This is a genomic window from Halomonas organivorans, assembly GCF_014192055.1.
GTDB lineage: Bacteria > Pseudomonadota > Gammaproteobacteria > Pseudomonadales > Halomonadaceae > Halomonas > Halomonas organivorans.
Genome location: NZ_JACHXM010000003.1, coordinates 169,511 through 189,135, shown reverse-complemented (window position 1 = coordinate 189,135; position 19,625 = coordinate 169,511). Strand labels below are relative to the sequence as shown.

Sequence of the window (19,625 nt, the reverse complement as noted above, 5' to 3'; positions counted from 1 at the left end):
GGGGCTTCAGTTCAGGCGTTGGTCGAGCTCTCGCCACAGGGCGGCATAGGCGCGGGCGGCGGCGCTGCGTGGTGCGAAGTCGCGCACCGGGGCGCGCTCGAGGCCCATGCGCTCGACCGCGCTGGCAGCGGGGATGGTCGTCGACAGGCGTAGCGGCCAGCGCTCCGGCAGCGCCGCCATGACCTCGCGATGCAGCGTGCGACGCCGATCGGCCAGGGTCACGAAGGGCCAGCGGGGGCAGGCGATGTCGTGGTCATCCAGGAAGTCATCGAGCTGCTCCAGGGTACGCAGAGAGAGTACGGTGGGGACCATCGGTACCAGCAGGGCGTCGACGCTGGAGAAGATGTTCTCCGAAAGGTGGGAGAGGCTCGGCGGGCAGTCGAGAATCACCAGGTCGTAATCGTCGCGTATCGGCGTGAGGATCTGGCGCAGGTGGCTAGCGCCCCGCTTGGCGAGCCGGGCATCCATCTCGCGAGAGACCTGGGCCGCCGGCAACAGCTCGAGGCCATCGATCTGGGTGGCGCGGATCACCTTGTCGAAGGAGGCCTTGCCCTTGACCAGCTTGCCGACGCCGCCGCGAATGCGCGGCTTGACGCGCAGATAGAAGCTGGTGGCCGCCTGAGGGTCGAGATCCCAAAGCAGCACGCGAAGCCCCGCCCGCGCAGCCTCTGCGGCCAGGTTCACCGACGAGGCGGTCTTGCCGACGCCGCCCTTGATGCTGTAGAGCGCCAGCATGCGCATGGAGATCGTGTCCTGTCGTGGATTCGTCATTACATCGACACGGAATCATAACAGGCGGGTCATGTGGGTATGTTACGGCGAGATGATAGTGAGCGCCCCGCGACGCCCAAGGCACTCTCGGCAATGCGGCGTGAGGCGCTGGGCTCAGGGCAGGGGCAGCAAGCGTCGCAGCTGCTGCAGTCGCCGGGCGGTCATCATGACGAACAGTCCGCGCCGCGCCAGGCGCTTGGCGGCACCGGGATGACGCAGGGACCACCAGAGCAGCAGGGCGCTGCCGCCGACGGCGGGAAGTCGATAGCGCTGCATGGTCTGCCAGCCGGCCTCGAGCGGGCGAGCAGCAGACTGCCAGCGTTCGGCCTCGACCAGCAGGTCGAGACGCTGTTGCTCGATGGCGGCCTGCAGAGCCGCCTTGCGCGCTCGACGCTCAGTCTTGCGCATCGCGTTGGGTCTCCATCAGCTCCCGGTCCAGCGCCAGATGCTTGAGGGTGTCGACCAGCAGGGTCCGTCGCCGTGCCAGATGCAGCACCCAGGCCGCCAAGCCCAGGCCGCCGAACAGTAGCACGCCAGCGCTCACGGCGATGGCGGCGAGACGGTGAGTGTCCCAGAAGGCGACGATGACCAGGGTCGTGAGGGCGCCAAGCCCCAGCAGCAACAGCAGCAGGCTGATGCCGGTCAGCAGCAGCAGCGTGACCAGCCGGGCGCGTTCTTCCTCGAGTTCCAGCACGGCGAGACGCAGGCGCGTCTCGCCGGTGGCGAGCAGGCTGCCCAGCAGGCGCTTGCCGGCGCCAAACAGTCGCTGAGCCGGTCCCTGGCTCTGTGCCATCAGCGCCGCCCGATCAGCATGCCGACCACCACGCCGACGGCGGCACCGATGCCGATGCTGGTCCAGGGATTGTCGTGGACGTAGCGATCACAGGCATCGGCCTGCTGGGTCACGGTATCGCGGGCGTCGTGATAGGCACGTTCGCCTCGGGCCTCGAGTCGGGCACGGGTCTCGTTGAGGCGTTTTTCCGCCCGCTCGCGAAGTTCCTTGATGTTGTTTCGGGAATCGTCCGCGGTGGCGCTCACCAGTTCCTCGACGGTCTGCGACAGATGACGCAGGTCTTCCTTGAGCTGTTGGGTGGTCTCACGGGTATGGGGCGTGCGGTCGGCCATTGGGTCATCCTCTGACGGTATATGACAGCCCCAGCATAGCAGCCGTCTCCCCTTACCGTAATGACCCAGGGCACATCATTGCTCGAAACTGCCCGTGGAAAACAGCGGGTTGAGGCTGAAGCCCACGCCGAGACGCTGAACGCTGCGATTGTAGTCGATCAAGCTGTCGCCATAGCCCTGGTAGTACTGGATATGGCCCCTGACCTTGCCGAACAGAGGCCATGAGTAGTCGACCTGGGCGCCCATGTGGCCGCGGTCGGGGTTGCCGCGCCACAGCAGGCTGGCCTCGTGGTCGTCGAAGAAACGCCGCGCCACGGTGATGTCGCCATAGCCCAGGTATTCGTTAATGTCGGGATTGTCGTCCTCGCCCTCGGTCTCGGGAAGGCGCCAGTAGGGGGCCAGTGAGACGGCCCAGTCATCGTTGATGAAGGTGCTGGTCAGGATCAGGCGGTTCCAGCTGCGCGACAGGTCCCCCGAACGGCCGTTGGATTGGTGATTGATGGCGATGCGGTTGTTGATGTTGGTCCAGCCGGCCAGCGTCCAGTCGTTGTCGAAATCGAAAAAGGCTTCCGGCTCGTAGTTGGTTTCGCGGAAGGGCGAAGAGGCATCGGCGTTGTAGGCCTGCCACCAGCTGCGCTGGGTGTAGGCGAAATAGAGGTCGCCGTGACCGAGGATCAGCTCCTGGGCGAGCTGAAACTTGGCGCTGAACTGGAACTTCACCTCCAGGCGGTCGGGGCTGGCCTGGTCGTCGATCTGATGGAAGCCATCCACGTTGGGCGTCGTGGTATAGCTGAACGGCAACAGATAGTTGCGGTGGTGAGTGGTGATGGCGAAGGGGTTGTCGGCCGACTCTTCCTCGAGCAGGCGACGTTCGGCAACCGACGCCTTGAGCTCCGGCTCGGCCGATTCCGATGCGGTGTCGGGCGTCGAGGCTTCGACGGCCGGCTGTTGCGCCAGACGCGCACGCAGTTCACCGATCTCGGCTTGCAGAGATTCGATTCGGTCGCGGATGACCTGTCGCTCGGCATCGCCGAGCGGCGCGTCGGTCTGGGCATGGGCCGTTCCCAGGCTGGCCAGCGTCGCGGCCAACGCGAGTGCCGACAGCTTGGGCAATGAGCGTGAAGCCATGGTGCTTCGACTACCTTATCGAAATTGAATGGTCGTTCTATCACGCCCGTCGGACAAGTCAACGGGCAGCGGCGTGACACTCGGTGATTGCCTTGCCGCGCCGGGCGGTCGAGAATCCGGAGCAGAGCCCATGATAACGCCATTGACGAGGTTCCCTTGATCGTTTTTTCACGCTGCCGGTGGCGCGTTCGCTTTCACATTGTTTGCCTCGTATGGCTGCTGGTGGCGCCGTTGGCGGCGTTGGCCGCCGAGCTGCCCGAGCGCTCCGCGCTGGAAGACCGGCTGGCGGCCCTGCAGCCCGCTGAGGGAGAAACGGCCGATGAGGCGACTCAGGCCGACATCGACGCCCTCCAGGCGGCGCTGAAGGGACTCGAGGCCCTGGACGACACCGAAACACGTCTGGCCGATCTGGAAGCCCGGGCGGAGCGGGCGCCCCAGGATCTGGGGGAGACTCGCAGAGCCCTGGCGGCCGCTCAGGATGCGCAGCAGCAGGTGCCCGGCGACGAAGCGCTGCAGGAACTGGATCTCGATACGCTGGAGTCCCGGCTGGAGACCTCCAGCGATGACCTGGAAGAGGCCCAGGATCGCCTCGCCGATGTGGAGACCCAACTGCTGGGTACCCAGACCCTGCCCGAGCGTGCCCAGCAGGGCATCGCCGAGGCCTCTGCGGCGATGGAAGAGCACCGTCGCGCCCTGGAGCAGCTGGATGCCCGAGAAGCGGCGGACGACGATCCACAGCGCCTGCGCCATCGCATCGAGCGGCAGCTCGCCGAACGCCGCCTGGCGTTGCATCAGCGCGAGCTGGCCACCAATTCGCGATTTCGTGAGCTCGCCCAGCAGCGTCGCGACCTGCTGCAGATCCGGGTGGCGCGGAACGAGGCTCAGGTGAAGGCCCTGCAGAGAGCCCTCGAGCGTCGGCGCCGCGAGCAGTCCGAGCAGGCCATCGCCCAGGCGGTGCGAGACGAACCGGAAGGGGTAGCCCGTCATCCCCTGATACTGGAGGCCCAGCAGGCCAATCGCGACATGAGCCTCGAACTGCTGCGCGCCACCAGCCGGGCCAATGATCTGGCCCGCCAGGGGCAGGAGGCGCGTCGGCGGCTCGATCGCGTGCGCCAGCTGCAGCGTGGGCTCTCCGAACATATCGAGGCTATTCGCGGCAGCCCGCTGCTGTCGCGCATCCTGCGCGAGCAGCGCCAGGCGCTGCCGCGGGTCGAGTCCGGGGGCAGTCTCAAGGAGGAGATCGCCGACCTGCGCCTCAAGCAGTTCGATCTCGATCGCCAGCGCGAGCGCCTGCAGGACGCCGAGCAACTGGCGCGTCAGCGCCTGGACGAAGCCGACGCCAAGGCCTCCGATGCGGTTCTCGATTCGCTCACCCAGCTGCTGCGCGCGCGGCGCGAACTGCTCGATCGCCTGGAGCCGACCTACGGCGAGGTGCTGACGGCGGCCATCGAGCTGCAGCTCAACCAGCAGCAGCTGCTCGAGACGAGCCGTGCGCTGCGGTCGACCATCGACGAGCAGCTGTTCTGGGTCGCCAATGCTCGCCCCCTGGATCTGACCTGGGTGCTGCGTTTGCCCAGTCACCTGCAGGCCGAGTGGCAGGAGGGCGAATGGCGCCAGGCCTTGCCGTCGCACTGGCGATGGCCGGATGCCGGGGCCTTGCTGGCCTCGCCGCTGCTGCTGCTCGCCGGCATCCTGCTCGGACTGCGTCGCACCCTGTCCCGGCGGCTGGAGGGGCTGCACGGTGAAATCGGCCACCTGCGCCAGGACAGCCAGGGGCATACGCCGCTGGCGGTGGCGCTGGAGGCACTGCTGGCCTTGCCTGGGCCACTGTGCATGGTGACGTTGTCCCTCGGCCTGGTGCTGGGCAGCACCGGTATCGGCGTGAGCATCGGTTGGGCACTGCTGCATCTTTCCCTGGCGTGGGCGGTGCTGGCCTGGGCGAGAGGGCTGCTGGTGCCCGAGGGCGTCGCGACCCGCCACTTCCACTGGCCGACCGGCTACGTGGTGCAGCTGCGACGCTGGCTGCTGTGGTTGGGCGTGGCCCTGGTGCCCGTGCTGTTCGTGGGCACCCTGGCGCGTGACGCGGCCATCGACCTGACACAGCGCCCGGTGGCCCTGCTGCTGCTGTTGTCGGGGCTTACGGGCATGAGTCTGGCACTGGCCAAGCTGATCCTGGCTCATACGCCCTTCTTCGGCGTCAAGCTGTTCCGCCTGCTGGTGGGGCTGGCGATGGCCATGGCACCCCTGGTGCTGGGCGGTCTGGTGGTCTACGGCTATGCCTATACGGCGCTCAGCCTGGTGGCGCGTTTCGTCATCACCCTGTACCTGCTGGGCGTGTGGATCCTGGTCGAGGCGGCGGTGGTGCGCGGGCTGGCCGTCGCGGCGCGTCGGCTGGCCTATCGGCGGGCCCTGGCGCGGCGCCGGGCGCTGGCCCAGGAGACCGACAGCGGCGAGCACGGCGTGGAGGTAGTCGAGGAGCCGCCGCTGGACATGCAGCAGGTCAACCAGCAATCGTTGCGGCTCTCCAAGCTGATCCTGATGCTGGGTTTCCTGCTGGTCTTCTATGTGGTCTGGGCCGATCTGCTCACGGTGTTCGGCTATCTCGAGCAGGTGATGATCCTGGGCGGTGAAGGGCAGCAGGGCAGCGAGCTGGTGGGCGCCTCGATCTCGGTGGCCGATCTCTGCGTGGCGCTGCTGGTGGTGGCGCTGACGCTGATCATGGCGCGCAACCTCCCGGGCCTGCTCGAGGTGATGGTACTGTCGCGGCTCGAGCTCAAGCAGGGCAGCGCCTATGCCATCAGCTCGCTGCTTTCCTACGTCATCATCGGCACCGGCGTGGTCTGGTCGCTGGGCACCCTGGGGGTGTCCTGGAGCAAGCTGCAGTGGCTGGTGGCGGCGCTTGGCGTGGGGCTGGGCTTCGGGCTGCAGGAGATCTTCGCCAATTTCATCTCAGGGCTGATCATCCTCTTCGAGCGGCCGGTACGCATCGGCGACACCATCACGCTGGGCAACCTCACCGGCACGGTCAACCGCATTCGCATCCGCGCCACCACGGTGACCGACTTCGACCGCAAGGAAATCATCATTCCCAACAAGACCTTCGTCACCGACCAACTGATCAACTGGTCGCTGTCGGACAACATCACCCGGGTGATCCTGACCTATGGCGTGGCCTATGGCAGCGACCACCGCCTGGTGCAGCGCCTGCTGCACCAGGCGGCCGAGGAGAATGCCCGGGTGCTGGACGATCCCGAGCCGCAGGTGTTCTTCATGCGCTATGGCGCCAGCAGCCTGGAGTTCGAGCTGCGAATCTTCGTCAACAGCCTGGGTGATCGCCTGTTCGCCACCGACGAGATCAATGGTCGGGTCGGGGAGCTGTTCGTCGAGCATGAGCTGGAGATCGCCTTCAATCAGCTGGACGTCTGGCTTCGCGATCGCAACGGTAACGAGGCCAAGGTCGTCAGCCGGGGAGCGGGGGAGGCGCCGGCCAATCCCCCGCCGGGCGCCGGGGGCGATCCCGGCGACCTGGACGTGGGGGACGCAGACGGCGATGCCGGGCGCTGAGGCGCATCGCGTCAGCCCAGGCGCGCGTAGAGCAGGAATTCGCGGTTGCCGTCGCCGCCGCGGATCGGGCTCTCCTGCCAGTGGCGGATCTCGAAGCCGGTGTCGGCACAGGCCTGGCGAATTCGGGCTTGTGCACGGGCATGCTGCTCGGGAGATGTCACCAGGCCCCGGGCATTGACACCCTCGGGGCCGACCTCGAACTGCGGCTTGACCAGCGACACCAGCTCGCCGCCGCTGGGCAGCAGGTCGGCCAGCTCCGGCAGGATCAGGGTCTGGGAGATGAAGGAGACGTCCATGACCGCGAGCGTCGCCGGATGGTCGGCCAGCGCCGCGGCGAGTCGCGGGTCGCCTTGCATGGCGCGGGCGTTGAGCCCCTCCAGGCAGGTGAGGCGCGGCTCGTCGCGCAGCTCCGGGGCCAGCTGGTCGTGGCCGACCTCCACACCGATCACGTGTGCCGCGCCGTGGCGCAGGGCGCAGTCGCTGAAGCCCCCGGTGGACTGGCCTACGTCGAGGACCGTGCGGCCTTCGAGCGACAGCGCCAGGGTCGCCAGCACCGCTTCCAGCTTGAGGCCGGCGCGCGACACATAGCGCTCCTCCGGGTCGTCTTCCACGCTCAACCGCACCGTGTCGGGCAGCTTCTCGCCGGGCTTGGTCAAAACGCGTCCGTCGTCGGCGAGGCGCACCCTGCCGTGGCGGATCAGGCGCTGGGCGCGGGTGCGCGAACGTGCCAGTCCCTGATGGAGCAGCAGCTGGTCGAGGCGTGGCATGAGCAGTCCCGGTCACGAAATGGGCCTGAGATTATGCCACAGGGCCGCGATGCCGGCCCGTCGCTCACGGCCCCGCGTCGGCTTGCAGGTTCCCGGGCGGCAGGCGATCTGCGCCCCAGCTGCGTTCCAGATAGCCGATCACTCGGTCCAGTTCGTCCCGCTCGACCCGGGCCAGCTCGCCTCGCTCCAGGGGGTCGTGATGGAAGATGTAGAGCCGCGAGGCGAACTGTTCGAAGGGCAGCGACGCCTCGCCGAAGCGCTCGCCGTGCCCCGCCGTGCTGACCCTGACGCCGTCGCCCCAGTCCTGGCCGCTGTCGTTATTGGGGTTGTAGAAGTAGACGCGCATCTCTCCGCCGGGGTCGAGGTTGACGCGCAGCAGGGTGATGGCATGCCAGCCGATGAAGCGGGCGGCGCTGTCGGTGACGGCGATGCCTGCCGGCTGCGGATGAATCAACGGCTGGTTGCCGTTGTAGTAGGGGTGATAGCTGGCATAGAAGTGGCGCAGGAAGCTGTCCAGCTCGACCAGCTTGCCGCTGGCCACGTCGACGTTGATGCGAAAGCCGCGGCCCGACCACCAGCCGTGGAATTCCGGATTGACCCAGCGATGGGGATCGCCCTCGCGGTCGATGCAGCGTCGGCCCATCTCGGCGTAGATACGATCCAGGTGCGGCACCACGATCAGCGATACCGGGTCCAGGTCCATCGGCAGCTCGGTGGCCACGCCGCCGATGCTGGCCATGGAAGAGATCGGCTGGCCCTCGAAATGCATGATGATCTCGTCGTCGCGGGCCGCCCAGGCGACCATCTGCAGCAGATAGTCGGGATCGTTGTAGGCCCACATCGACAGGGCCCGGGCGGACTGGCAGGTGGGGTTGTTGCCCTGGCCGACGCCCAGCGGCAGGCCGAGCATGCACAGTACGCCCTCGAGCAGCCGGGCGCGCGGCGATACCGTTTCGCCGAAGGCCAGATCGAGCCGTGCTTGCGACCACGCCGATAGCGAGAGCCCCAGTTGGCGCCACATGGCCGGCGCCACCGGCGGCTGGTAGAGAATCCCGCGCTCGAGCATCAGCGCCAGGCCGTAGACGGCCTGGGGCGTGGCGGGGTGAACGCCGCCGCGGATCAGGGCGTGCACCAGCTCTCGGTAGCACAGCAGGCAGTCACGCCCGGTGGAGGAGAGCCCCAGGGCCTCGCTGAGCAACTGGTCGCCGTGCTCGATCAGATGGCGCAGCAGCACCGGGTGATAGGGTGAGACCAGGCCGGTATCGTGCATCGCCCGGGCGAAGCCGGTGGCTTCGGCTTGCAGGGCCGTGGCATCCATGCCGGCCAGGCGTTCGCGATAGACGTCGACGCCCGGATCCTCGCGGCAGGCGTGGGTGGGGCCGTAAAGCGAGCTGACCAGGCGGTCGGCGCCCTGGCCGCTGGCGCCGAGGTCGATCGACGGATCGGCCTGGCAGATGGCGATCTGGGTGATCATCAGCTTGACCGGTTCGACCTGGATCGGACGCTGCTGCAGGATCCGCCAGATCTCGGCGATCAGCTTGTCGATGATGTGCTCGTAGCCGATGCGCTGGGCGAGATGCGCGAACAGCCGTCGGGGCAGCGCCGCCAGGCGACCCTGGGTCTCGCGTTCGGCCTCGCTGGGCGCGCCGAACAGCAGCCACAGGTTCAGGGCGATCACCTGGGTCAGGTAGTGATGGGCCTGCTCCGCCGACACCTGGGCGTGGCGATACTCGCCCTTGGCCACCGCCAGCAGCCTCAGCTCGCTGATCGCCTCGATCACCACGGTGTTGGCGTCGGCGCTCTTCAGCGCCTGGGTGGTCAGCGAGGGTACCAGGAACTGCGGTGCGGCCCAGTCCGAGCCCTGGAAGACGCCGGCCGTCTCCAGCGCCTCGGCGCGGGCTTCGATCGCCGCGCCGCCGCCCTCCTGCAACAGCACTCGGCGGGCCGTATCGAGCACCCGCGGCAGCTTGCCCGGTTTGGCGAACTCCCGGGCGTCGGCCAGCAGCGCGGTGGCTTCGTCAAGCTTGGCCACCAGGCCCGCCAGTTTGTCTTCGGCGGGCCCGCCGGTGCCGGGTTGATCGGGTTGCGTGGTCACGCCGACTCCTCGTCTTCAGGTCATCATGGCGACCATGACGCCCCTATCAGACATAGAAATCAAGTTCTTCCAGGTTCTTGAGCAGATCGCGCATGCGATGGGGATCGTCGCCCTTGAAGTACACCAGGCCCCAGTGTGTGCCGAAGGCCGTGCGCTTGGTCACGGTCTCCTGGAGCGGCGGGGTCAGCTCGTGAGACTCGAAATAGGGGTCGTCCTCGACCTCTTCGGGAATCTCCAGTCGGCTGACGACCCGCAGCCGCGGGTACACGCCGAAGCAGCCGGCGTAGCCGTCGGCGTCGACCACTTCCCTGGGGAAGAAGGTCTTGACCTCCTCGGCGGTGGTCTTGGGGTCGAAGACCAGCATGCTGGCCTGATAGGCATTGAAGCCATAGACCCGTTCGAGCAGCTCGAAGACCTTGAATCCCGGTGGGCGATAGGCGACTTCGCCGAAGTACATCTCGCCGTCGCTGGTCACGAAATACTCGGGATGGATCAGGCCGAACTCGATGTCGAAGGCCTTTATCAGCTTCTCGATCTGGGCGGTGATCTGCGGGCGATACTTCTCGAGTTCGGGCGAGGCGGGCACGAACACCGAGTAGCCCAGGGTGACGTACTCGGAGATGTTGAGGAAGGCGATCTTGCCGTCGTGGATCCAGGCTTCCACGGCGAACTCCCATCCGTCCAGGTGCGACTCCATCAGTACCGGGAATTCCTCTTCGGGAATGGTATCGACCTCGTCGGGGGTGCGGATCACGCGATGCCCCAGGCAGCCCGCCTTGTCGAAGGCCTTGAGGTGGATGGGATCGTTGGGGTCGCCGTCGAGCTTGAGCAGGGTCTGGTTGACGCGCTTGAGGAAGCGGATGACGTCGTCCTTGTCATGGGCTTCCTCGAAGATCCCGACGCGGATGCCGCCCAACTGGGCGCGTCGCTTCATCAGCGCCTTGTCGCGCAGCAGCAGCGACTGGCCGTAGAGCCGGGGGCTATCGAGCAGCACCGAATTGATGGCCCCGGCCCATTCCACGGTTTCCTCGAACAGCGGTATGGACACGTTGACGCCCATCTCCTTGAGCGTCTCGGCGATCTCCATGGAGCGGTCGTTGAGTCGCTCGAAATTCCAGGAAATATAGGGAATATCATGCTGTTGGCAGTAATCCTCCGCCCAGTCAGGCGCCACCACCACGTATCGCCGGTCGAAGTTCTCGGCGGCTTCGATGGCATTCAGGCTCCAGCCCAGCAGGGCGATATAGCCCTTGTTCGGATCCTTCTTCATGGCATACCTCCAGGGTCGACAAGGGAAAACGCCCGTCGGCGCATCGGCGCCACGAGCGAAGGCATGCCTTCACCATAGCAGGTGGTCGCGAGCCGCCTTGTCTCTGCCGTCAACGCCGGGTGCCGACGGCAATCCATCCTTGCCGAGCGGAGGGTCACTTGATATAGTGCGCAGCGTTCGGCAAGTGACTGATCCCGCTCAGAGAACTGCCTGACAAAAATGGCACGCCAAGTGCCTGCTGTGGTGGCCCCTTAGGTCCTCCCGCAACGCTAAGTCGCAAACCCCGCCAGGCCCGGAAGGGAGCAACGGTAGTGATGGACGCGTGTGCCGGGATGTGGCTTTTGGGGCCGCCTCCATTTCAGGACCCCGATATCGTCGACCGTCGCTCGACGACCGCTGAAATCGCGGCTCTTCCTTTCTTCCTCGCGTGTTCTCCCCGCGAGATGGCGTTTCCCTGCAAATACCTTCCAGTAGTGAATACCGGCATGCGGTGAGCCGCCTGCAGCTGCCCCGGCGGAAGCGTCCGAAGGGGTCGAGCCATCCTCTTCGACCCCGTTCCTGCGGTGTTCAGGCGCGTGACGGTCTGCCGAACGGCGTTGTCGTGCCATCTTCCTCCTTCCTCCTTCTTCCGCAGAGGCCGCCTGGTCATCGGTGCCTGGAAAGGGCAGGTGTCCGACCTCGATAGCCACGTGTACGGAAGAAGAGGGCCGGGCGCTGTCGAGAACGGCGGGCTGAATTGCGCGCCGACCATCCGGCGACTACATTGTTTTTTTATAATGTATGATTTTTTTCATGCTTCCACGACGCTCCATTGCAGGAGCGGGCTCGTGACGTCACCGGGATGTCCCGTCCCAGGCTGCAGGTAACGGAGGTGTCACGGTTTCTCCATCATTCGGCTGTGTAATGGGACGATATGGGGGCAGGGTCGCTGGCCGCGTGGCCTCTTGATGCCGTTCCCGTGACCTCACGCTGACCGAGACATGACAATGCATACGACAACATATGCAGCGACATATATAACAAGATTGACAACAACAGATGCCGCAACAGGGGGAGAGCATGCCTGCCCATCAGCCGATATATCATCCCGGCGTTCTCGACAAGCCTGCGAATTATGGTGTTCTCGAACAGCTGGCGGGAACCTGGGTCAATCATAACCCGGATAACAATCGTACGGGGTGGGGGTTGCACACCACTTGCCTGCCTTCCCCCGGTACCAACTCAGAAACCATTCCCGGAAAGTTTCATTTTCTCTGTCAGGATTACCAGGAAGAACTGACCTTCACGCTGGTGCCCGGTGGCGTTCGCAACCGCGGCGGCGCCAACGAGCAGTTCAGCGGTGCGGTCAAGTACAGCCAGAGTATTCAGGATCTCGCGGGGAACGGGCTCCATGAAGAGAACGGCATGTATCTGTGGCTGGATACCCTTTACAACCATCCCGCCGACGATCAATCCATCATGACCGACATCGGCTATCCTGAACTCTCCGCGGGCGCTGGCTCCGACGGGCCGGTGTATGTGCCTCCCTATTCGATTTCTCGCAGCGGCACGATCCCCCATGGCAGCACCGTGCTGTTACTGGGTAAGTACTCGCAGGGTTCGGGCAGGCCGACATTCCCGCATGGAACCGCTGCCTGGGATCCCGCTCACCTGGCCATTTCATCGAGCATGGGCCTGGCCGGTACCGGCCCCGATACCCCTATCGACCTCGACGAGAAAGCGCCGGCCTGGGTTCACGACCCCAGTCTCGCCGAGCGATGTCCAAGCGGCAACAAGACCTACACGCAGCGCATCCTGGCGCACGATCTCTATCCCTATTCGGTCCGTCCGGACCTGCGCTTGCGCGACGCCCTCCAGCACCAGGAGGTCAAGGACTTCGTGCTGATCGAGATGTGCACGCGTGAGGCGGGTGGGCCCGGAGGTGGGGTGCTGAATACCCCGTTCGTCAGCAGGTTCGCGTCCGTCAGCGAGATGACATTTCGCCTGTGGATAGAAACTGTCGTCGAGGATGGCAAGGAAATCCTGCAATTGCAGTACGAGCAGATCCAGTACTTCGAGTTTCAGTTTGGGACCGATGGCGGCACCACGCGATGGCCGCACATCCAGATCAATACACTGAGGAAGAAAGACTGAGCGCACGAAAAATCGTCGCTATCACACGGTCATGAACGCCAGGGGGAGAAGAGAGGGACGCAGGGAAAACGGGAAACTCGAAATGGCACGACAAACGACAAGGGGGTGAAAGACCATGGCGATATCGGAAGCCCGGGCCCGCCCGGCGGGTCTGTTCGACAGGTTGGCAAGCACGACCTCATCTTCACTGGAAGATTTGCAGGAAGCGGCACAGCTGGCATTGCAGGTGGAGTTCACGACCATTCCCGTGTATCTCACCTCGCTCTATTCCATTTCGGACACTGGCAGTCATGCCTACCAGGTCTTGCGCAGCGTCGTCATGGAAGAGATGTTTCATGTCAACCAGGCCGCCAATATCGTCGTGGCGCTGGGAGCATTGCCCAGGTTTACCGGAGACGCGGTGCCCGTTTACCCCGGTCATCTGCCCAGGGCCAATCCCGAGACGACGCCACAGGTCGGTCTGTATCGGGCCTCCCCCGACGTGTTCGCCAATGTCTTTACCGCCATCGAGAGTCCGGCCCAGTATGGGGCCCCTCCTCAGGGTGACAACTACGACAGCATCGCCCAGCTCTACGGTGCCCTGATAGCAGCGGTGGATGCCTATCCGGGCAACCCCTTCAGTACCACGGGCGTTCCCGGCCGGCAAAGAACCAACATCTATCTCGGAAAGTTCGGCGGTGATGTCGGTGAAGTGGTGGACAAGAAGAGCTTTCACGTCGCGGTCAACGAAATCGTCGAGCAGGGCGAAGGCACCGTTCCCCCCGAGAAACCCTTGGTGCCCGTCGAGCGTTTCGGTACCTACAATCACTATGGAAAACGCACCGACGGCACCTACGGGCCGATCCTTGGCACCCCGTATGAGCTGAGCCATTTCCTCAAGTTCCGCGAAGTTGCCCTCGATACCGCCAACTTTCCCCCGACGCTGCCGATCATTTCCAACCCGTCCGGCAGTGATTACACCAATCCCCAGGCCAGGCGGCTTGCCGAGAGCTTCGATGACCACTACAGCCTGATGCTGCGTGCCTTCGAGGCCGCCTTCAGGGCCGATGCCCCCGACCCTTACTTCAGCGTCGTGCTGTCGATCATGCATCGCGTCCTGCCACATCTCGCCAGAACGCTGATGACGACCCCGGCCTTCGCCGATGGCGATGGTGCCGTGGGGCCCAATGCCGCGCCGGCCTGGCGCTACCGGGCGGACCGTCGGCGCAGCGTCGAGGAGCTGGCGCGAGAGCTCGAGGACGAGAGTCATCGACTGCCTTCCACAGCGCAGGGCCATGAGCCGCGACGGTACCTCGAAGCCGCCCTGGCGGGCGACCAGGAGATCGTGAAGGCGGCCGGGGCGCTGCGCTTGTAACGGGTTGGAGGGGAAAGGACATCATCATGGCTGACTACAAGATCTATCCGCCTATCGGCATTGCGCGAGTGGGCAATGCCCCTGAGGCATGCTACATCGGTCCCGAAGAGTATCGTGGGTTGCCCATCAACCTCGATGGCAGGGCCTTTACTCAGGACGATTTCCGCGATGGGCAGGGTCGTATGTGCCGGCAGGCGGCCCGTTTCCGCATTTTCGACGGCGACAGGGAAGTCAACCTGGATACGCCCGGGGTGAAATCGATCACCTGGACCGTACATCTGGCGAACAAGAAGGCCAGCTGGTACGAGTTCGCCACCAACGAGGGCGAGCATGGCTATGCCAGCAATCATCCCCTGCGCAATGCACGGGTGGAGAATCGCCACCTGCTGATCATCGATCCGGGCCCGAGGAAGATCGCTGGCGCCCAGGCTGGCCCTGTCCCTCTGGATCGCCATAGCGTTCCGGAGGGGTATCGCGGAGCCCATTTCCCGGAAGGCGTGCTCTACCCGGATCGCAAGCGGATCGACACGCTGGGAGAGCTGCGAACCGATGATGCCGGCCGCCTGCTGGTGCTGGGCGGCCTGGGGGTGTCCGGGAGCGAAGACGAGAATGCGGTGATCGAGCAGTACGCCAACAACGACGGCTGGTGGGATGACACCAGCGACGGCTCGGTCAGTGCGGTCATTGAATGGGAAGATGCCCGCAGCACGCCGGCCGATACGGCCTGGGTGGCGGTGGCGCCACCCTCCTATGCGCCCGAGATCGCCAACCTTGTCACCCTGTGGGACACCATCTTCGACAGCGCGGTCCGCGCCGGCCACTTTCCTGGCATCAACGATCAAGGCATGTGGCAGGGTGGGGCGGAAGGCTACAGGCCAAATTTCCAGAGTGAGATACGGCCCCTGCTGGAGCGTGCGACCACCTATTCCTGGGTCGCGGCCATTCCTCCCAAGCCTCACAGCTTCGACATGCAGATGCTCGGTGCGGTGCCGGGCGCCGAGGATCACTATCGAGGCCTGCGCCATTGGATCCTGGACATCCTGAGGCCGCCGGCCAACGAGAACACCATCGTCTCCGCTCGCGGCGCCACCATGATGCCCTACCTGGCGGGGGACAACTGTCTCATCGACGGCACCCTGACCTCCAACTACCTGCGCTTGACGGATACCCAGTTCTTCTTCATCCAGCAGTGGGCTGCCGGCCACTTCGTCAACGAGCCGGTGGCCGATGGCGGCCCGATGTCATTGACCCGGCATGTCCTGGACAACTGCGTGGGGGGCGCCTTCTCGCCGGGCATCGAGCTGACGTGGATCTCCCGGAATCGGGCCATCTACCGCAGCGACGACCCTTTGCGCATCAATGCCGCGCCCCCCACCCAAGGGCCGCTCGGTCTGGGATTCACGCCTTCAGCGATGGAACCCGGAGACCTCACTCGCTATATGGCTATTCCCTGGCAGGCCGACTTCAACGAGTGCTCTTCACAGCCCATCGGCGAGCGAGTGCTGTGGTGGTGGCCAGCGCAGCGGCCCGAGTTCGTCTATCTGGATCCGCAGGCACAAGCCGAGCCACTGACGGCCATTCCGACGCCGAACGAGCAGACGGAAGGTCAGGTGGCCTGGGTCGGTACCGATTTCGACCAGCTGCGGGGCGATTTCATCTCCTTTGCCGATGACGTGCAGATGGTGCAGTACTGGTCGCAATTGGGCTTCGTGATGGAAAAAGAGGTGCAAGGGGAGCGGCGTTTCGTGGAAGTCGCTCGCACCTTGCCGCGGCCCTTCACCCCCGATGGCCGCTGATGTCGACCTTGTCGTCCTTGGCGCCGGGCCCGCCGGCTGTGCCACGGCACTCGCCGCCATGGCGGCGGGGGTCGAGCGCGTGGCCATGCTGGACAGGCCTGCCCGGCAGGCCTTTCGCGTAGGGGAGTCGGCGGCGCCCGACGTGGCCGACAAGTTGCGGCGCTTGGGACTGTCGGATGACCTGGAGGCGGGCGGTCACCGGCGCTATTACGCCAACCTCTCCCGCTGGGCAGGCCGGCGAGGGTACGACGATTTTCTTCGTCACTCGGCGGGAGACGGCTGGCATCTCGATCGGGAGCGCTTCGACGAGGCGCTGCGCCTGGCCTGTCGCGCGCGAGGCGTGACCCTGCTGACGCCATCGGTGCTGGAAGCCGTGCGCTGGAGTGAAGGCGAGTGGCGGCTCGAGGTGGCTCACAGCGCAAGGCATCACGCCTTGCGCTGTCGCTATCTGGTCGACGCATCGGGCCGACGTGCCGCGCTTTGCCGGCGGCTCGGTGTCGAGCGCAGGCGGCTCGACGAGCTGGTGGCGGTGGCATGCCAGTGGCCGAGTGCCGGCAGGCTGGAGGGCATCACGCTGGTGGAGTCGGTGGCCGAGGGCTGGTGGTACGCCGCGCCCTTGCCGGACGGTTCGGCGCTGCTGGCGTTGATGTCGGACGCCGGCCTCGTCCGTCGGCAGGGGCTGAGGCATGGCGACACCTTCCAGGCCCTCTGGGCGCAGACGGAGGAACTGCAGCAGTGGCTGCCGGCACCGTCTCGGCTCGATGTCACGCTCCACTGTTTCCCTGCCCATAGCGGTTTCGTCACCCGGGCCGCCGGCCCCGGCTGGCTGGCCGTGGGCGATGCCTTGTCCAGCTTCGATCCGCTGACCTCCTCGGGGATTTCCAATGCGCTGGGCGACGGCCTGGCCGCGGCGCCGGTCATCGCCGACTGGCTCGACGGCAACGGTCGGGAAGCGGCCCGCCAGTATGCGCGGCGCGCTAACCGGGGCATCGGTCGTTTTCTTCAGGAGTGGCAGGATCAATATCGGCGGGAGCGACGCTGGTCGGACCATCCCTTCTGGTCTCGACGTCAGGGCCTCATGCCTGCCGACGAGGCAATGTGACGCCTGGCCCGGCGTTCGCCCGCGTCTTCTTCCCGCTCCCCTGTCATCAATCACGTCCCGGCGGTGGCTTGTGCCCAGTGCCGTGTCGAGCGTGCCGGGAGCGCGCTTCCTGGTGATTATCGCTATAGGGCGCGCCTGGCTCGACCAGTTGCCATCGGCGCTCGATCCGGGTGAGGCCATGAAGCGCTCGCTCGAGCGCGATCCCTGATCAGCCCGGCTGTACCTCCTCCGGCGATAGGTGATGCACCGTGGGGCATCGTGTCGTGCACGTGTTGCTCCTTCAGGGAGTGGGATGCCGCCGGCCGATGCAGGAACCGGCCGGAGTGGCTTCAGGTTTGTTCGAATCTGCTGGGGTGGAGCCTTGTCAGGCGGGTGCTCCCAGGTGCTTGCGCAGGAAGTGTTGGGTGCGTTCCTGTTCGGGATGGCTGAACAGATGGTCAGGGGTGTTGGCCTCGACCACGACGCCGCCATCCATGAACATCGCCCAATCGGAGACATCGCGCGCGAAGGCCATCTCGTGAGTGACGATCAGCATGGTCATATGCTCCTCGGCGAGTCCCTTCATGACGCGGTTTACCTCCTCGACCAGCTCGGGATCCAGCGCCGAAGTGGCTTCGTCGAAGAGCATGACCTTGGGCTGCATGGCCAGTGCCCGGGCGATGGCCACCCGCTGTTTCTGGCCCCCGGAGAGGGAGCTGGGATAGGACAGTGCCTTGTCCGCCAGGCCCACGCGCTCGAGCAACTCCATCCCCAGCTCGCGGGCGCTACCGGCATCCATTCCCTTGAGCTTTCTGGGCGCCAGGGTCACGTTTTCCAATGTCGAGAGATGCGGAAACAGGTTGAAGTGCTGAAACACCATGCCCATGTTCTGGCGGATATGATTGATGTGCCTCTCGAAGGCCAGGCCCTTCAGGTCGGGGCGATTCACCTGGGCGCCATCCAGCAAGATACTGCCTTCGTCGATCACCTCCAGGTTGTTGATGGAGCGCAGTAGTGTGCTCTTGCCCGAGCCCGATGGGCCGATGATGGAGATGATCCTGCCGCGGTCGACCCTCAGGTCGATGCCCTTGAGCACCTCCAGGTCGCCGAAGCGTTTCTTGACGCCCTTGAGCTCGACCATCGGGGTCTCTGTTGATTGTGTCATGTCGCTTCCTCGTTAGCGGCGATAGGCGGCGCGACGCTCGATCCACGTCTGGCCGGCTTCCATCATCAGGTTGATCAGGTAGTAGATGACGGCGATGGTGATGTAGAACTCGAAGGGGCGGAAGGTCACGCTGATGGCGTACTGCGAGACATACACCATCTCCCCGATGCCGATGGCGGAAAGCACCGAGATATCCTTGACCATGATGATCATGTTGTTGCTCAACTGGGGGAGGGCACGATAAAAGGCCTGGGGAAGTATCACGTAGAACAGCGTCCGCACGTGCCCGAAACCCAGTGATCGCGATGCCTCGTACTGTCCGCTCGAGACCGACCTGATGGTGGCAATGAAGATATCGGCGTTATAGGCCATGTAGTGAAAGCCAAGGCCCAGAATCCCTACCACGATGGCCGGTATCAGGATCAGCTCGCCGAGGCCGAAGTAAAGAAAGTAGAGCTGCAGCAGCAGTGGCGTGGTCATGAACAGCCAGATGAAGAAGCGCAGCGGCCAGTTCACTACCTTGCGGGTATACAGGGTGATGACCGCCACGATCTGGCCACCAATCACGGACATCACGGCGACGGCGAGGCCGATCAGCAAGGTGACGCCGATGCCCTGAAGCAGCGTGGGGAAGTATTCAATGACGGGACTGAAGTCGAATTCCATGAGGCTATCCTGGTGGTTGTGGCCCGGCAAGGGTTACAGGAAGGTGTAGCGTGTGGCTCGACGATAGAGGAACTCCACGATGCCCATGACCGCATAGATGATGACGATGTACATCAGGGCGCTGAGCGTGAAGACTTCCAGGGGCTTGTAGGTGGAGCCGATCAGCCGCTGAGCCTGATAGGTCAGTTCGATTACCGAGATGATCGATACCAGCGAGGAGTTCTTGACCAGAATGATGGCCAGCACCCCGATCGAGCGAATCATCAGGCCGGCGGCCTGGGGCAGGATGATGTACTGCAGGGTTTCCAGGCGACCGAAGCCCAGGGAACGCGACGCCTCGTTCTGGCCACTGTCCACCGATTCGATGGCGCCGCGAATGGCTTCGCTCATGTAGGCCCCGATATTGAAGGCACCGACCACCACACCACAGGTAAAGGGATCCAGGCGCAGGCCGACGGCGGGGCCGCCGTAGAAGACCAGCAGCAGCTGCACGAAATAGGGCGTGCCGCGCACCACGCTGATATAGGCGCGTGCCAGCCAGCGAACGGGTGTGATGCGCGAGGTGCGAAAAAACACCAGCACCGAGGCGATGAAAAAACCGAAGAACAGGGCGCGTGCGGAGATGTCCACGGTCACCCACGCCGCCTTCACCAGCAGCGGCGTGATCTCGATCATCAGATTGAAGTCCATGATCCCTTCTTTCCCGTTGT

Annotated in this window: 16 protein-coding genes and 1 other RNA gene; 6 read left to right on the top strand and 11 right to left on the bottom strand. The window is 64.9% G+C overall.

The genetic code is table 11. The annotated features are described in order from the left end of the window. Positions 1-6: 6 nt before the first annotated feature. From FHR96_RS05225 to FHR96_RS05205, 5 genes are all read right to left on the bottom strand, one after another. On the bottom strand, positions 7-741 hold the full coding sequence (locus FHR96_RS05225) for a ParA family protein (protein ID WP_183386613.1): 735 nt from the start codon (positions 739-741) through the stop codon (positions 7-9). A gap of 144 nt (positions 742-885) precedes the next feature. Further along, positions 886-1,179 (bottom strand): YqjK-like family protein, encoded by a 294-nt coding sequence (locus FHR96_RS05220; protein ID WP_183386612.1) that lies wholly within the window; start codon positions 1,177-1,179, stop codon positions 886-888. Continuing rightward, positions 1,166-1,564 (bottom strand): phage holin family protein, encoded by a 399-nt coding sequence (locus FHR96_RS05215; protein WP_183386611.1) that lies wholly within the window; start codon positions 1,562-1,564, stop codon positions 1,166-1,168. The genes FHR96_RS05220 and FHR96_RS05215 overlap by 14 nt, the downstream gene beginning before the upstream one ends. Further along, positions 1,564-1,896 (bottom strand): ElaB/YgaM/YqjD family protein, encoded by a 333-nt coding sequence (locus FHR96_RS05210; protein WP_183386610.1) that lies wholly within the window; start codon positions 1,894-1,896, stop codon positions 1,564-1,566. The genes FHR96_RS05215 and FHR96_RS05210 overlap by 1 nt, the downstream gene beginning before the upstream one ends. 75 nt (positions 1,897-1,971) lie before the next feature. Then, complete coding sequence (locus FHR96_RS05205) at positions 1,972-3,024, bottom strand: phospholipase A (RefSeq protein ID WP_183386609.1); 1,053 nt, start codon at positions 3,022-3,024, stop codon at positions 1,972-1,974. 156 nt (positions 3,025-3,180) lie between these two features. Here FHR96_RS05205 and mscK point away from each other — a divergent pair, with 156 nt between their 5' ends. Further along, on the top strand, positions 3,181-6,588 hold the full coding sequence (gene mscK, locus FHR96_RS05200; protein ID WP_183386608.1) for a mechanosensitive channel MscK: 3,408 nt from the start codon (positions 3,181-3,183) through the stop codon (positions 6,586-6,588). A gap of 11 nt (positions 6,589-6,599) precedes the next feature. Here the strand turns inward: mscK and FHR96_RS05195 are convergent, their stop codons facing one another. The 3 genes from FHR96_RS05195 to FHR96_RS05185 form a co-directional block, all read right to left on the bottom strand. Continuing rightward, positions 6,600-7,355, bottom strand: coding sequence for a TlyA family RNA methyltransferase (locus FHR96_RS05195; protein ID WP_183386607.1), 756 nt, complete (start codon positions 7,353-7,355; stop codon positions 6,600-6,602). A 64-nt stretch (positions 7,356-7,419) separates the two neighbouring features. Then, positions 7,420-9,450: a hypothetical protein gene (locus FHR96_RS05190; protein ID WP_183386606.1), complete on the bottom strand. Its 2,031-nt coding sequence runs from the start codon at positions 9,448-9,450 to the stop codon at positions 7,420-7,422. Positions 9,451-9,496: 46 nt separating this feature from the next. Then, positions 9,497-10,720 carry an ATP-grasp domain-containing protein gene (locus tag FHR96_RS05185; RefSeq protein ID WP_183386605.1) on the bottom strand — a complete coding sequence of 408 codons (1,224 nt, stop codon included), beginning with the start codon at positions 10,718-10,720 and terminating at the stop codon, positions 9,497-9,499. Positions 10,721-10,970: 250 nt separating this feature from the next. Between FHR96_RS05185 and ffs the strand changes: the two genes are divergently transcribed. From ffs to FHR96_RS05160, 5 genes are all read left to right on the top strand, one after another. After that, an RNA gene (gene ffs / locus FHR96_RS05180) (signal recognition particle sRNA small type) lies at positions 10,971-11,067 on the top strand. A gap of 712 nt (positions 11,068-11,779) precedes the next feature. Further along, positions 11,780-12,853, top strand: coding sequence for a peroxidase, FMP-type (locus FHR96_RS05175; RefSeq protein ID WP_183386604.1), 1,074 nt, complete (start codon positions 11,780-11,782; stop codon positions 12,851-12,853). A gap of 115 nt (positions 12,854-12,968) precedes the next feature. After that, positions 12,969-14,207 (top strand): ferritin-like domain-containing protein, encoded by a 1,239-nt coding sequence (locus FHR96_RS05170; RefSeq protein WP_183386603.1) that lies wholly within the window; start codon positions 12,969-12,971, stop codon positions 14,205-14,207. Positions 14,208-14,233: 26 nt separating this feature from the next. Beyond that, the gene (locus FHR96_RS05165) at positions 14,234-16,003 is read left to right on the top strand and encodes a LodA/GoxA family CTQ-dependent oxidase (RefSeq protein WP_183386602.1); all 1,770 of its coding nucleotides are present in this window, start codon (positions 14,234-14,236) and stop codon (positions 16,001-16,003) included. Continuing rightward, positions 15,993-17,105 (top strand): NAD(P)/FAD-dependent oxidoreductase, encoded by a 1,113-nt coding sequence (locus tag FHR96_RS05160; RefSeq protein WP_281378370.1) that lies wholly within the window; start codon positions 15,993-15,995, stop codon positions 17,103-17,105. Before FHR96_RS05165 ends, FHR96_RS05160 begins: the two co-directional genes overlap by 11 nt. A gap of 364 nt (positions 17,106-17,469) precedes the next feature. Here the strand turns inward: FHR96_RS05160 and FHR96_RS05155 are convergent, their stop codons facing one another. Genes FHR96_RS05155 through FHR96_RS05145 form a run of 3 tightly spaced genes read right to left on the bottom strand, consistent with a single transcriptional unit; the run spans position 17,470 to position 19,605 of the window. Then, on the bottom strand, positions 17,470-18,249 hold the full coding sequence (locus tag FHR96_RS05155) for an amino acid ABC transporter ATP-binding protein (protein ID WP_425485664.1): 780 nt from the start codon (positions 18,247-18,249) through the stop codon (positions 17,470-17,472). A gap of 12 nt (positions 18,250-18,261) precedes the next feature. After that, complete coding sequence (locus FHR96_RS05150) at positions 18,262-18,915, bottom strand: amino acid ABC transporter permease (RefSeq protein ID WP_183386600.1); 654 nt, start codon at positions 18,913-18,915, stop codon at positions 18,262-18,264. Between the two features lie 33 nt (positions 18,916-18,948). Further along, a complete protein-coding gene (locus tag FHR96_RS05145; protein WP_183386599.1) occupies positions 18,949-19,605 on the bottom strand; it encodes an amino acid ABC transporter permease in 657 nt (218 codons plus the stop codon). Between the last annotated feature and the right edge of the window lie 20 nt (positions 19,606-19,625).

Bases quoted from the DNA above. Each gene is read 5' to 3' on its own strand.
- FHR96_RS05225 (WP_183386613.1), bottom strand. From the start codon at position 741: ATGCGCATGCTGGCGCTCTACAGCATCAAGGGCGGCGTCGGCAAGACC.
- FHR96_RS05220 (WP_183386612.1), bottom strand. From the start codon at position 1,179: ATGCGCAAGACTGAGCGTCGAGCGCGCAAGGCGGCTCTGCAGGCCGCC.
- FHR96_RS05215 (WP_183386611.1), bottom strand. From the start codon at position 1,564: ATGGCACAGAGCCAGGGACCGGCTCAGCGACTGTTTGGCGCCGGCAAG.
- FHR96_RS05210 (WP_183386610.1), bottom strand. From the start codon at position 1,896: ATGGCCGACCGCACGCCCCATACCCGTGAGACCACCCAACAGCTCAAG.
- FHR96_RS05205 (WP_183386609.1), bottom strand. From the start codon at position 3,024: ATGGCTTCACGCTCATTGCCCAAGCTGTCGGCACTCGCGTTGGCCGCG.
- FHR96_RS05195 (WP_183386607.1), bottom strand. From the start codon at position 7,355: ATGCCACGCCTCGACCAGCTGCTGCTCCATCAGGGACTGGCACGTTCG.
- FHR96_RS05185 (WP_183386605.1), bottom strand. From the start codon at position 10,720: ATGAAGAAGGATCCGAACAAGGGCTATATCGCCCTGCTGGGCTGGAGC.
- FHR96_RS05175 (WP_183386604.1), top strand. From the start codon at position 11,780: ATGCCTGCCCATCAGCCGATATATCATCCCGGCGTTCTCGACAAGCCT.
- FHR96_RS05170 (WP_183386603.1), top strand. From the start codon at position 12,969: ATGGCGATATCGGAAGCCCGGGCCCGCCCGGCGGGTCTGTTCGACAGG.
- FHR96_RS05165 (WP_183386602.1), top strand. From the start codon at position 14,234: ATGGCTGACTACAAGATCTATCCGCCTATCGGCATTGCGCGAGTGGGC.
- FHR96_RS05160 (WP_281378370.1), top strand. From the start codon at position 15,993: ATGGCCGCTGATGTCGACCTTGTCGTCCTTGGCGCCGGGCCCGCCGGC.
- FHR96_RS05155 (WP_425485664.1), bottom strand. From the start codon at position 18,249: ATGACACAATCAACAGAGACCCCGATGGTCGAGCTCAAGGGCGTCAAG.
- FHR96_RS05150 (WP_183386600.1), bottom strand. From the start codon at position 18,915: ATGGAATTCGACTTCAGTCCCGTCATTGAATACTTCCCCACGCTGCTT.
- FHR96_RS05145 (WP_183386599.1), bottom strand. From the start codon at position 19,605: ATGGACTTCAATCTGATGATCGAGATCACGCCGCTGCTGGTGAAGGCG.